The 13,731-nt window shown below is 45.7% G+C and carries 13 protein-coding genes; 1 reads left to right on the top strand and 12 read right to left on the bottom strand.

The window, feature by feature from the left end; translation table 11 throughout:
• Positions 1 to 7: 7 nt before the first annotated feature.
• Positions 8 to 406, bottom strand: a complete 399-nt coding sequence (locus R7O13_RS04875; protein ID WP_005375789.1) for a RidA family protein — start codon at positions 404 to 406, stop codon at positions 8 to 10.
• 155 nt (positions 407 to 561) lie between these two features.
• On the opposite strand from R7O13_RS04875, the gene R7O13_RS04880 reads away from it, so the two are divergent.
• A complete protein-coding gene (locus R7O13_RS04880; protein WP_005375788.1) occupies positions 562 to 1,452 on the top strand; it encodes a LysR family transcriptional regulator in 891 nt (296 codons plus the stop codon).
• An 80-nt stretch (positions 1,453 to 1,532) separates the two neighbouring features.
• On the opposite strand, the gene R7O13_RS04885 is transcribed toward R7O13_RS04880, so the two are convergent.
• From R7O13_RS04885 to R7O13_RS04935, 11 genes are all read right to left on the bottom strand, one after another.
• The gene (locus tag R7O13_RS04885; protein ID WP_033906956.1) at positions 1,533 to 2,639 is read right to left on the bottom strand and encodes an NADH:flavin oxidoreductase; all 1,107 of its coding nucleotides are present in this window, start codon (positions 2,637 to 2,639) and stop codon (positions 1,533 to 1,535) included.
• Positions 2,640 to 3,300: 661 nt separating this feature from the next.
• Positions 3,301 to 4,215, bottom strand: coding sequence for a heme o synthase (gene cyoE, locus R7O13_RS04890; protein WP_047100930.1), 915 nt, complete (start codon positions 4,213 to 4,215; stop codon positions 3,301 to 3,303).
• Positions 4,176 to 4,487 (bottom strand): cytochrome o ubiquinol oxidase subunit IV, encoded by a 312-nt coding sequence (gene cyoD / locus R7O13_RS04895; RefSeq protein ID WP_213897626.1) that lies wholly within the window; start codon positions 4,485 to 4,487, stop codon positions 4,176 to 4,178. The genes cyoE and cyoD overlap by 40 nt, the downstream gene beginning before the upstream one ends.
• Positions 4,487 to 5,089 (bottom strand): cytochrome o ubiquinol oxidase subunit III, encoded by a 603-nt coding sequence (gene cyoC / locus R7O13_RS04900; RefSeq protein WP_005375782.1) that lies wholly within the window; start codon positions 5,087 to 5,089, stop codon positions 4,487 to 4,489. Before cyoC ends, cyoD begins: the two co-directional genes overlap by 1 nt.
• Positions 5,079 to 7,115: a cytochrome o ubiquinol oxidase subunit I gene (gene cyoB / locus R7O13_RS04905; protein WP_005375781.1), complete on the bottom strand. Its 2,037-nt coding sequence runs from the start codon at positions 7,113 to 7,115 to the stop codon at positions 5,079 to 5,081. The genes cyoC and cyoB overlap by 11 nt, the downstream gene beginning before the upstream one ends.
• A gap of 5 nt (positions 7,116 to 7,120) precedes the next feature.
• Complete coding sequence (gene cyoA / locus R7O13_RS04910; protein ID WP_005388604.1) at positions 7,121 to 8,002, bottom strand: ubiquinol oxidase subunit II; 882 nt, start codon at positions 8,000 to 8,002, stop codon at positions 7,121 to 7,123.
• A 798-nt stretch (positions 8,003 to 8,800) separates the two neighbouring features.
• Complete coding sequence (locus tag R7O13_RS04915) at positions 8,801 to 9,559, bottom strand: SDR family oxidoreductase (protein WP_005375778.1); 759 nt, start codon at positions 9,557 to 9,559, stop codon at positions 8,801 to 8,803.
• 110 nt (positions 9,560 to 9,669) lie between these two features.
• Positions 9,670 to 10,575 (bottom strand): 3-hydroxyisobutyrate dehydrogenase, encoded by a 906-nt coding sequence (gene mmsB / locus R7O13_RS04920; protein WP_005375775.1) that lies wholly within the window; start codon positions 10,573 to 10,575, stop codon positions 9,670 to 9,672.
• 11 nt (positions 10,576 to 10,586) lie between these two features.
• Positions 10,587 to 11,726 (bottom strand): enoyl-CoA hydratase/isomerase family protein, encoded by a 1,140-nt coding sequence (locus tag R7O13_RS04925; protein ID WP_318303172.1) that lies wholly within the window; start codon positions 11,724 to 11,726, stop codon positions 10,587 to 10,589.
• A gap of 8 nt (positions 11,727 to 11,734) precedes the next feature.
• Positions 11,735 to 12,520 (bottom strand): enoyl-CoA hydratase, encoded by a 786-nt coding sequence (locus tag R7O13_RS04930; RefSeq protein ID WP_318303173.1) that lies wholly within the window; start codon positions 12,518 to 12,520, stop codon positions 11,735 to 11,737.
• A gap of 37 nt (positions 12,521 to 12,557) precedes the next feature.
• Positions 12,558 to 13,712 (bottom strand): acyl-CoA dehydrogenase family protein, encoded by a 1,155-nt coding sequence (locus tag R7O13_RS04935; protein WP_318303174.1) that lies wholly within the window; start codon positions 13,710 to 13,712, stop codon positions 12,558 to 12,560.
• Between the last annotated feature and the right edge of the window lie 19 nt (positions 13,713 to 13,731).

A 13,731-nucleotide genomic window follows, 5' to 3' on the forward strand; every position in this document is an offset into this window, starting at 1 on the left:
ATTGGATTTATTCTGGTTGGCTTGCCGACGCGTAGACAACAAACTCCACCAACATCTCTTCTCGCGCTAACCCTGCAACCACCATGGCGGCGCGATTTGGGTACGGCGCTTCAAAATATTCCGCGTACACTTGGTTAACGGTCTTTAAGTATTCTCTGTCAGTCACATAAATCAGGACCTGCAACACCGAGTCCAAAGACTCCCCTGCACACTCCAGGGTGTGAATGAGATTGTTAAAGGTTTGACGTGTTTGTGCTTCGATACCGCCTTCCACAACCGCGCCTGTGTCATCAATAGGAATTTGAGCCGTATACAGGGTTCCGTTGTTGACTATCGCCCATTCAAGCGGCGCTTTAGAAGCAAATAGACTGGTTTTAACTGGGTGTTTTTTAGTAGGAGTATTCACGTGCCTTTCAACCTTTGTAACAGCTTTGTTTCAATATGGTTAAATGATGCACATTGACAGGCGATAAATCTAACGGTAAATTTTTGACATTTGATAAATTAAACTTATCACCCTATTTAAAATAACGTAAATAAAGGGATTAAGAGGCATTAGGGATGAGTATTAAGCTTCAACAATTAATGCATTTTGTGATGGTAGTCGAGGAAGGAGGCTTTCGAGCCGCTTCACATCGTGCAAATCGTTCTCAGGCGGCACTGTCAACATCGATAAAAGAGCTTGAAAAAATTCTAGGGCAAACGCTGTTTGAACCCGGAAACAAAACCAAATTGACCCCGTTTGGTGAAATTTGTCTGCCCAAGGTGGTTCAGTTTCTCAATATCTACAGTGCGCTGGACAACGATCTCAAAGCTGCCGCGGCCGGACAGCAAGGGAGAGTGCGAATTGCGAGCGTTCCTTCTGTTGCAGCGAAACTCATCCCTAGCGTATTGGGTGCCTTTTGCGAGCAGTATCCAAATGTAGAAGTAAGCTTGATCGATGATAACGCGGCGGGCGTCGAGGCTCGCTTACTCTCCGGTGAAGTCGACTTGGCGCTCGGTAACCCCTCTCACCTCGATGAGGGCGGCATTGACTTTACGCCGCTGTTAGCCGATCCAATAGGCGTGGTGTGTTTAAAGGACAACCCTATTGCGAGTCATCCAGAAGGAATCGAGTGGCAAACTTTGTTGGAACAACCCTTTATCCGTAACGGCACCTGTACGCTTCTCGATCCAACCCCAGCCAGAGCTCTGAGTCAGCAAGCGCTCTATTCGGTCGAAAATATTACTTCGCTGTTTTCTGTCTTAGAACTTGGGATTGGTGTCACGACCCTACCGAAGCTTGCTTTCCCAACCAATGAAACACGCTTGGTTTGGATTCCGCTTATCGATCCACCACTTGAAAGGCAAATTGGTATATTTACGTTAACCGATCGCACGATCTCGCCTCAAGCTAAAGCATTTCACGACCTTTGTGTGCATTATTTAAACTATCAAAAAGAAGATAAATAATGGTTCGATTAACATGCGGATAATTAAAAGCCTCCATATTCAGAGTGGAGGCTAATTTGTATTTGTGTATTCGCTTCGTTCTATTTTTTGCGACGATTTCGGTTCTTATACACCACGCAAAAGTTACCACGCTTGGTACGACACTTTGAGCAACGTTCGCAATCTACTGGTGCGCGATTGCCTTCTTTCCAACGTTTGATCAACTGCGGCTCAGCCAATAAAGGGCGTGACACAGCAAAAAATTGGATATCTGTGTTTTCTGCAATTTTCTCAATCGCATCAATGTCGCTCAGCCCGCCGACAGTAATCACCGGTATGCTAACGTCCTGACTGATCACGTGACCATATTCGTGAAAGTAACCTTCTTCTTGTAGTCTGTAACCATCGAACGTTTGACCAACAAGTTCGTTTGCTTTGCCGTGAACATTGCCAGATACGATGATCGCATCAACGCCTACTTCTTCAAGTTTCTTACAGACGACGCGAGTTTCATCGAACGTTAAACCGCCGTCAAAGAACTCTGTTGCCGTCAGTTTAACGAGGATCGGAAATTCGCTTCCAACCAGCTTTCTGGTTTCAGAGTAAATTTCTAAAAGAAAGCGCATGCGATTTTCTAAGTCACCACCATATTCGTCTTCGCGACGATTATAGTACGGGCTTAAAAACTGGTTAATTAAATAAGTGTGCGCCGCATGAATCTCTACGCCGTCAAAACCAGCGTCTTGAGCACGTTTACTCGCCAATGCGAATGCCTTTACGATGTAGTCGATTTCGTCCTTTGTCATCGCTTTGCCTTGCGTATTTGTACCACGCTCAGGCACGTCACTCGGAGCGAAGATGACACGCTCACCGACGTTATGGGTGGTTTTGGTGCCACCGTAAGCAATTTGCATCACGATTTTAGAATCTTGTTGATGTACTAGCTCTGTTAGCTTTTTGTATTCTTCAATAAAAGAGTCGTTGTAGATCCCCATCATACCTGCGTTGGGTTTCTCTTCTTCAACGATATTGGCATAACCCGTGACAATAAGCCCAACCTCCCCTTTCGCAAGCGTTTCGTAAATATCGTAAAGCTTTGCCGTCATGTGACCATCTTCGGTCGCCATGTTCTCCCACGTTGCGCTTCTCACAAAACGGTTCTTTAGGGTCATGTTGCCAATGCGGGCTTCGGAAAACAAAATGCTCAAAACCAGTCCTCTTAAAGTTGTCTTTATGTTTTATCTTTTCGCAAGTAAACAAGAACGAAAAAGGAACAGCGATACACGATGTATGGCTGTTCCTTCTCTGAATCCTTGAGACCTGCAAACTACAGGCGCACCTTAATGCCTCGGAGACGACAAAACTTTAATCTGGGTTAAGGTTTAGTGAGTTTTTAGATTATGTAAAAGGATGATTCTTAATCGTGTTCATTTCACTGGAGTTAAGATGCTTCCTCACCCACTTTCAGTCGTAAAACTTTTGTATTTCGCTAGCTGGTGATTCAACTTAAACATTCACATTGTTAGTTTGTATGCTGCTATGGGAACTAGCACTACCCCAAATGTTTACATTACAAACTATCGATATTGAATTCTCATATGGTAAGTAGAGTTATTGCGCTGTTTATACTTTTAGCTTAATCGTCGCTATCTCTTGGCATTATTACGCGTCAGCGGAAACGCGCGATCTACTATGTTTTACACACTGGTTGTTTTTGCTTTTAGATATGAATACGTGATAGTGAAGCTAGAGGAGGAACAGGGAAAATAAAGGACAATAGAAAGTTAAATGACCTTACTTCTAGGTAAGGTCATTCATGCATTCAGCAGCAAAAGATATTGGCGCGTAGCAAACGCTTAGGTCTGGTTGTTACAGAGCTAGAGGAATCAACTCGACACCAAGCACACCACTGATCCCCATCACCACTAGCAGTGAGACTTTAAACACCGACTTTGACCAAGCGATGTAGTTGTTCTCATCAATGCTGCGAAAGGTCACTTTCGTCCACATAAAGCAAACAACCGCTGCAACCGCTAAGTATTCATACCCGGCTTCACCTAGTAAAAATAACCCCAATGATGCTGCCCCAAAAGCCACGACATACGCTTTCATGTGTCGATGCGCTTTATGAATGCCTTCTTTAACTGGCAATACGGGAATCCCGGCTTCTCGGTAGTCTTGCATGCGGAACATGGCAATGGCATACGAGTGCGGCATTTGCCAGAGACAGAACATGGTAAAGAGTAAAATCGCTTCCAAGCTAATGAAGTTTGTTACCGCCAAGTAACCCACCAATGGCGGAACTGCGCCTGAGATACTTCCCACTAAGGTTCCATACACCGAGTTACGTTTGTACCACATCGTGTAAAAGAACACGTAATACACGTAGCCAAGCAACACGACGACAGCGGATAGTGGATTCACTCGGATAAATAACAGTGCGGTTCCTACCAGCAATAAAGCAAGTGCATAAACAAACGCAATATCGATATTGATGTTGCCTTTCACTGTTTCACGATTTCGTGTACGTGCCATCTTTTGGTCGATATCACGATCGAAAATATTATTCACCACACAACCTGAAGCGATGACTAACCCAACACCAACTAACGTCGTAACGAACAACATTAGACTGGCTGGTTCTGTTTTTGCGGCGAGGAAGAACCCCGCCGCAACAGAAATCAGGTTGCCGAAAATAATGCCCGGTTTAGTGATAGACAAATAACTTTTCAGCATACCTTGACCTACAACTTCATGTTGACGTTCATGTTGTAGATGATCCATACCGAGCCAGCGATAAGGATAAGTACAACAATGGCGGTAAACATCAGTGATACAAGGTTCCAACGTCCGTCGGATGTTTTTGTTTCCATGTGCAAGAAGTATTTAAAGTGAACAAATATCTGCACTAATGCACATCCAAATAGAATCGCATAGGTCGTTGTATCTGGTAATGATTTCGTCCAAACAAAGTAGAACGGAATTACCGTCAGAATCACTGAGGCAATAAAGCCTTTCACGTAATCTGACGCACTGGTTTCTACATGTTGATCCATTACATTACCCCCAGTAAGTAAACGATGGTAAAGACACAAATCCAAACGATATCTAAAAAGTGCCAGAATAGGCTTAAGCAGTTAAAGCGCATTGCCATATTGTCGTTTAGACCTTTCGTCGACAGTTGATGGTACGCTACCGCTAACCAAATCAGACCAAAGGTTACGTGTAGGCCGTGCGTACCAACCAACGTAAAGAATGCCGACAGGAATGCACTTGTTTGTGGCCCATAGCCTTCTTCAATCAGGTGATGGAACTCATAGACCTCCATACAGATAAAGCCAAGACCAAGCGCGAACGTGACTAACATCCAACGTTTGAGACCAGCAACGTTGTTGCGCTTCATCGCGATAATGCCAAAACCAAATGTGATACTGCTAAACAGCAGCAGCATGGTTTCGACAAACACGAATGGGAGTTCGAAAATGTCTTTACCTGTTGGGCCCGCAATTGAATTGCTCGACAGCACAGCGTAAGTCGCGAACAAGGTCGCAAACAATACACAGTCACTCATCAGGTAAACCCAAAAGCCAAATAGCTTGTTGCCATTCGTGTCATGGTGGTGATCATGGTCGTGATGTGCTGCGATATTAGTTTGCATACGTCACCTCCAGATCATCTTTACTTTCGCTGTCTTTCACTGAGTTTTTCTTCGCTTCTTCAAGCTGAGCTCGACGCTCGGCCTCAATTGCTTTGATCTCTTCAACTTCCACGTAGTAATCCACGTCATCGTTGTAGCTGTGCTGAATACACGTCACGATAATACCGACCAAACTTGCTGCCGCTAGCCACCAGATGTACCAAATCATGCCGAAGCCAAATAGGAGCGACCAAGCCGACACGTAGATGCCTGTTGCCGTGTTTTTTGGCATATGAATACGTTCGTATTCCACTTCTTTAGTTGGATCGAACTCGCCACTTTGTTTCTGGTACCAGAAGGCATCCAGCACATCACCTTTTGGTAGGTGCGCAAAGTTGTAGAACGGCGGTGGAGACGATGTTGCCCACTCAAGAGTACGACCACCCCACGGATCACCAGTTAGGTCACGGTTTTGCTCGCGGTCACGGATACTCACGTAAATTTGGATGAACTGAGACAATACGCCCAGCGCAATCACAACCGTACCTGCTGCGGCAATCGACAACAGTGGGAAGTATTCAGGGTTGATGTCTTGGCTTAAACGACGAGTCATACCCATAAAGCCCAGCGCGTAAAGCGGTAGGAACGCCATTAAGAAACCAATAATCCAAAGATAGAACGCGCGTTTGCCCCAAGTTTCATTCATGGTGAAACCTGTCGCTTTCGGGAACCAGTAAGTGATCGCAGCGAAACATCCAAACACCACACCACCGATGATAACGTTGTGGAAGTGAGCAATCAGGAATACTGAGTTATGCAGAACGAAATCTGCGCCCGGAACAGCCATTAGTACGCCTGTCATACCACCAACAGTAAAGGTGATCAGGAAGCCCACCGTCCACATCATTGGCGTCGTAAAGCGGATGCGGCCTTTGTACATCGTGAATAGCCAGTTGAAGATCTTCACCCCTGTTGGGATAGAAATAATCATCGTGGCAATACCGAAGAAGGCATTTACGTTCGCGCCAGACCCCATCGTAAAGAAGTGGTGTAGCCAAACGACAAACGCAAGAATCGTGATAACTACGGTAGCCCAAACTAGCGATGTGTAACCGAACAACTTTTTACGTGAAAAGGTTGCGGTGACTTCTGAGAACACACCAAAAATTGGCAAGATCAAAATGTACACTTCTGGGTGGCCCCAAGCCCAAATCAGGTTGACGTACATCATTACGTTGCCGCCAAGATCATTGGTAAAGAAGTGCATGCCTAGGTATCTATCCAGCGTTAGCAGAGCGATAGTCACCGTCAGGATTGGGAATGAAATGATGATCAAAATGTTTGCACATAGAGATGCCCAAGTGAAAACTGGCATCTTCATCATTGGCATAGACGGTGTACGCATACGCAAAATGGTCGCGAAGAAGTTCACGCCTGTTAACGTCGTACCAACACCTGATATCTGCAACGCCCAAATCCAATAGTCGACCCCGACTCCTGGGCTTGCCTCAATACCTGAAAGCGGCGGATACGCTAGCCAACCTGTACGACCAAATTCACCTAAGCCGAGAGACATGTTTGTTAGGATGACACCAACAACAAACAGCCAGAAGCTCAAGTTATTCAGATACGGGAAAGCTACGTCACGTGCACCAATCTGCAATGGCACGATGATGTTCATCAAACCAATGACCAATGGCATCGCTACAAAAAAGATCATGATCACGCCGTGGGCAGTAAAAATTTGATCGTAGTGATGCGGTGGCAAGTAACCTGCTTCACCCGCAGAAGAAAGGAGTTGCTGACTACGCATCATGACTGCGTCAGCAAAACCACGAACAAGCATCACCATCGCTACTGCGATGTACATGAAGCCAAGTTTTTTATGGTCTACTGAAGTAAACCATTCATTCCACAAATATTGCCACTTTCCGGCTTTGGTCACCGCGTAAACTACGGCTAAACCAACCAGCGCCACAACCGCTAGGGTGATGACGATAATAGGTTCGTGGAATGGAACTGAATCAAGAGTTAATCTTCCAAACATTACGATTATCCTTGGTTTTCAGGCAAACAGTTCATTGAACCAGGATGCTGAGTCACAACGTCGGTGAACAAGAACGGAGGAACGCTAGAGAACAAAGTGACTGGCTCTGCGATACTTGGCGCTGCCAGTGAGCTGTATTGCTCCCAATCTTCAATACGATCAGGGCTCGCCTTCACTTTCTGCACCCAATTTAGGAACGCAGCACGATCAGACATTGCTGAAGCTGTGAACTTCATTTGCGAAAAGCCTTCGCCGCTGTAGTTCGATGCAAAACCCTTATAGTCACCTTCGTGGTTCGCTATCAGGTTGAGCTTGGTTACCATTCCTGGCATCGCGTAGATCTGTGTACCTAAGCGAGGGATGAAAAACGCGTTCATGATGTTGTCCGAAGTCAGTTTGAACTGCACTGGCACATCTTTCGGGAACGCCACATAGTTCACCGTCGCAATGTTTTCTTCTGGATAGATGAACAACCATTTCCAATCGAGTGACACCACTTCGATGGTCATTGGTTTAACATCACTTTCCAAAGGTTTGGATGGCTCTAGTTCATGAGTAGAACGCCATGTGATCGTCGCAAGAATCGCAATGATGATGATTGGAATTGTCCATACCACCACTTCGATTTTGGTCGAGTGTGACCACTCGGGTGCGTACTCTTCTTCAGTGTTAGAGGCGCGGTATCGGTAAGCGAAGTAAATCGTCATTAAAATCACAGGGATTACAACGATCAACATCAGCAAAAGAGCAGTAATAATTAGCTCTTTTTCCTGCACACCAATGGCACCTTTGGGGTCAAGTAAAGCTGAATTACATCCTGAGAGCATAAGTATGACGGACGCCAAACTTCCCCTCGACAAGATGCGTTTATATCTTGAGGCTTCCATTAACTTTCTCGATGGTTGTCTGGTTTCAAAACAGATGCCAATCAAAGTAAATAAGAGCTCACAAATAGCGCAGAGGTAATGTATGAGAACAAGAAAAAACTTCGATAAGTAGTTATTCTACTTACAATTTTTCAACTTCGTCATCAAGCATTTAACCAGCTAGAATGAACCGTTATTTGCTACGATACGATTGGTATCAAGCCAAGAACCAGTTGTTATAGTCATTAGAATGTTTATGTGTTGAGCATGAGTAACGTCGGGCTCAGAGCGAAACAAAACGGAATTGAGTGGAGATCAAAACCACACTCTTAGTGTGAGTTTATTGTTACACTTTGAAACACTATGTTACATTTGGCGCATTATGAGGAGTAAAAAGTTAAAGCTCATTAGCCACAACTGGAAACTAACCTTCCATTAATGGAAGTTACACACTTTAAATCGAATATTAACCCCAACACGAATTTCTCGTGCTTCAACAATTAATTATTTAAAAACAAATAGTTGAAACTTAAAATTGATGAGACTGACTATCAACTTCATTTACGCAGATAGCCTTAATGAGAAGCGGAAACTAAAAAACCAAAAGTGTGATCAGCATCAAATTAATGATTTCACTTAATATTTGAGTGGTATTTACATCTCTTTATTGGATTGTGAGAAATCATTCTCAAGGTAAATCCAAACATAAGTTGTAAATACATTTGGGTTGCGCAGAATTAGCACTCCACAACATAGAAAATGTTGAAATGGAAAGAGACTTATTATTCAGGTCTATCAGAGCCTTATTTCAGTGATCACTTACATACGAATGCCGCCATCCACTTCTAAAACCCTGCCAGTAAAGTAATCACTCTCAATAATGTATTTTACTGCATGCGCGATTTCGCTTGTTTCGCCCATCCTGCCAACTGGGATCATCTTTTCTAATCGCTCTATGGCTTCGGGTTTCATTTGCTCTGCCATCGCGGTATGAACTACACCTGGTGCAACCGCCGCCGCGCGAATACCGTATCTTGCGAGCTCACGAGCCCATGTTGTCGCCATGGTCGCGACCGCCGCTTTTGACGCAGAATAATTGGTTTGTCCGATATTCCCAGCTCTCGCAACACTAGAAATATTGATGATAACGCCTTGGGAGCCACTCTCAATCATCTTGACGGCAGCTTCACGCCCACACAAAAACGTTCCTGTCACGTTAACGTTCATGACCAAGTTGAATTGATCCAAAGACATCTTACTGATCACGCCATCTTTTGCTTTTACAAGTAACCCATCTCTTAACACGCCAGCGTTATTGACTAACCCATTGAGTTGACCAAAATCTTGGATAATCGCTTCAAACGTGGTTTCAACGTCGATTTCGTTGGTGACATCCACTTGATATGTCAACGCTTTCGCACTCAGCATTCGACACTGCTCTTGTGTTTCCATTAAGCCACTGGCGTTTACATCCAACAACGCTAAATCAGCGCCAGCTTGAGCAAGGGTAATGGCCATCATTTGCCCAAGCCCCTGCCCTGCTCCTGTAATGGCAATAACACTACTTTTTATGTCCATATTGGTGCACTCCATAGCTCGTAATGTTCTCTATCTCAACCAGTCTAAGTTGGCCGAAATGATGCGCGTTTTAGGTCACCATCTCGGGCTGGTTTGTCACAAAACTCAGTCTAGCCTTTCTTACTCTTGTATAACTCAAATAAGCTTGAGAAATCGAGCTCGCCGTGGCCGCTCGCGTTGTGGAAAGAATATAAGTTGCGCGCTAACGACCCCATCGGAACCGAAGAATGTGTTTGTAACGCCGCATCTAACCCCAAACCGAGATCTTTCAACATAAGTTTGCTCATAAAGCCCGGTTGGTAATCGTGACTAGCTGGCGCACTGTCCATCACGCCTGGGCAAGGATTGTAAAGCTCCAATGCCCAATTTCGGCCAGAGCTTTGCAGCATGATGTTTGATAGCACTTTTGGATCGAGTCCATGATCGATACCTAGGTTTAATGCCTCGCACGTACCAGACATTAAAATGCCGAGCATAAGGTTGTTACAGATTTTCGCCATTTGACCATCGCCTGCTTTGCCAGCATGGAAAACATTTTTTCCCATATACTGCAAAATCGCATTGGCTTTAGAAAACGCTTGATCCGAACCACCAACAATAAAGGTTAATGTCGCCGCTTTCGCGCCAGCAACGCCTCCCGAAACGGGCGCGTCGACAAACAACACACGTTTATTTGCCGCTTCATTGGCGACTAATCGCGCAGAGTCTGGATCAATGGTTGAACAATCAATCATCAAGGTACTTGGCGAGACAAGATTGAGGACACCTACGCCACCGTGTAAGTCGCCAAGATACACGGAACGAACGTGAGATCCTGCTGGTAGCATCGTGATGACTGTGCTTGCACCATCCACGACTTCCTCAATAGAGCTCGCCACCACCGCACCAAAAGGTACTAGTTGCTTTGCGGCTTCGCTATCGACATCGAATACTTGCACGTTAAATCCAGACGCGAGTAAGTTTTGCGCCATCGGATGCCCCATTCTTCCTAAACCGATAAATGCGATGGTACTCATGATCATTCTCCTTATTGACCTAGTGTTTGTTCACCCAAATCAGCAAGCGGATGTTCGTCATCCGGCCAAAGTGAGGTAAACAAGGTATCGATGACATCTTCATCGACTTCACTGACACTGTTAAACATCCAGTTAGGTTCGCCATCCCGGTCAATAAGCCGAGAACGGACGCCCTCTTTAAACTCACCTAATAAGGCACTGCGAACCGACAAACTCAACTCTAAACGGAAGCAATCTGCAAGCGGTAAGCTGTGGTACTCTTTCACTTGTCTAAAGCAAATATGCGCGGTGATCGGACTGCCCGATGCGAACGTTTGTTTCGCGTTTTCTATCCACTGACTATTCCCTTCGATAGCCATGATTCGCTGTGCTATCGCAGTAAGATCAAAGCCTTTGCACGCTTCCTCTATCTGATCTAAGTATGGACAGATTTGCGTGGTTGGTTTGCTATCAATAACTTGTTCTTCCATTAACTGTAGTAGTGCAGTTACCAACTCTTTCGCATCTTCTTTGCCCCACTGGAGCCGCTTTAGCTCATCCAGTAAGGTGGGATACTGCTCTTCCAACAGTAACCAATCGGCCAAACCAATAGTGACAGCGTCACTTGAATTAACCATTGAACCTGTCAATCCGAGGAATAAAGCCACTTGCGGATCTATCTGGCTTAAAAACCACGTACCTCCCACATCGGGATACAGTCCAATATTGATTTCTGGCATAGCAAGGCGTGATGTTGTTGTCACAACTTTATGGCTGGTTCCCATAAAAAGCCCCATCCCACCGCCCATGACAATACCTTCTCCCCAACCGATAATGGGTTTGTTGTAAGTGTGGATGAGATAGTCACACTCATACTCCAACGAGAAATAGTTCGTACAGAACTCTACGATTTTTTCTTTACTCTCGTTATGCATGACGTGATACATAGCTCGAACATCACCACCAGCACAGAATGCTTTTTCTCCAGCGCCAGTCAGTACCACACAAGTCACATGCGGATCGTCTTGCCACTTGATAAGCTGATCGTTAAGTTGGACTAACATGTCATACGTCAATGCATTCAATGAAGCGGTGTTGTCTAACGTTGCGATACCAATGCGGTGCACGCCATCTAAGCACTCTATTTCACTAATGGTTACCATCCCTGCCATGTGGCCTCCTATCGGTTTTTCCATTGCGGTGGGCGTTTTTCTAAAAAGGCGCGAACACCCTCAACTTGATCTTCCGTATCAAAAAGATTCAGAAACAACTCTCGCTCTTTCATTAAGCCGTGTTGAAGTGGCGCAGAGCGCATATTTTGAATGAGCGCCTTACATGCGGCGACAGAAGATGGCGACTGGTTCGAAACAGATTCAGCAAGCTCCAGCGCTTTACTTAAAGCTTCGCCTTTGGAGACCAACTCCTCAGCCAAGCCTAGTTCTTTTGCTTTGTCAGCGCTGACTTGCTCTCCACATAAAATGATACGCTTTGCCCAGCCTTCCCCTACTAACGCTGTGAGGTTTTGGGTACCGCCAGCGCAGGGCAAAAGTCCGACTTTGGCTTCAGGTAAAGCAAGTACCGCTTGCTCTTCAACGACTCGAATGTCACAAGCTAATGCCACTTCTAACCCTCCGCCCATGGCGTAACCATTAATGGCGGCAATGGAAACACCACGGAATTCAGAGAGCGTTTCAAACGCTTCACCAAAGCATCGCGCCATGTCTAACGCAACCGCTTTGTCACCGTCAGAAAATAGCTTGAGATCTGCACCAGCAGAGAAAAACTTTTCTCCACTGCCGGTTAAAACCAGTGCGTAGACCTGCTTATCATTGTTAAGTGTGAGTATCAGCGACTTCAGTACCTTGAGGCTCTCTGCTGTCCACGTATTGGCTGGCGGGTTGTTCATCGTCACCACCGCAACGTGATTAGTGATCGTATGTTGAATGGCTTCTTGGGTTAATGGCATATCTGAATCCTTTCTCAATGAGCAAATCCATACTTCGCTACAGCAAGGCCGACTCCTCAGAGAGCAAACGACGTGCGATGATCAAGCGCATGATTTCGTTCGTTCCCTCCAGAATTTGATGCACACGCACATCTCTGAAATGACGCTCCATTGGATACTCTTTGATGTAACCATAGCCACCATAAAGCTGCAGCGCGTGGTCGCAAACCTGAAAACCTACATCGGTTGCGAACCGTTTTGCCATCGCGCAATAAGCCGTAGCATCAGGGTCATTTCGGTCGAGTTTACTGGCGGCATAGCGCACCAACTGCCGCGCAGCCACTAGCTCTGTCGCCATGTCTGCCAATTTGAATTGTAAGGCTTGAAACTGCGCAAGCGGCTTGCCGAACTGCTTACGCTCTTGAATGTACCGTGCCGCCTGATTAAGGGCCTGTTGAGCCGTACCGACGGAACAGGTCGCAATATTTATACGCCCTCCATCAAGCCCTTTCATCGCAAAGACAAAACCTTGCCCTTCTTCGCCCAGTAAATGGCTAGCTGGAATAACGACATTTTCAAAAGTAACCGCTCGTGTTGGCTGGCTGTTCCAACCCATCTTGGGTTCTTTGCGCCCATAGCTGATACCATCAGCGTGAGCAGGGACAACAAATGCGGACACGCCTTTGGCACCCGCTTCTCCAGTTCTCGCCATCACGACCAAAACATCTGTCTCTCCTGCGCCAGAGATAAAGGTTTTGCCACCATTCAACACGTAAGTATCACCTTTTTTGCTCGCGGTTGTGGTCAACGAAGCGGCATCCGATCCCGCATTAGGCTCGGTTAAGCAATAGGAGCCTAACCACTCCCCCGTAACTAATTTCGGACAGAACTGCGTTTTGGCTTCATCGGTAGCAAAACTGGCTATCATCCAACTCACCATATTGTGGATAGTCATGAAAGCGGTCGTCGACGTACAGCCCATTGAGAGTTGTTCAAAGATAATTGACGCATCCAAACGGCTTAACCCTAAGCCGTCATGTTCTTCTGGTGTGTAGAGACTGAGAAACCCCAGTTCCCCCGCCTCTCTCAATACGTCTTTGGGGAAGATCTGCTTTTCATCCCACTCCGCCGCCATCGGTGCTAAACGCTCATCGGCAAATTGTTGAGCGGTATCGGCAAATGCACGTTGATCTTCATTAAGTTCAAAGTCCATAAAAGCTCCTTTTATTCAC

This window comes from Vibrio sp. Y176 (assembly GCF_033438945.1).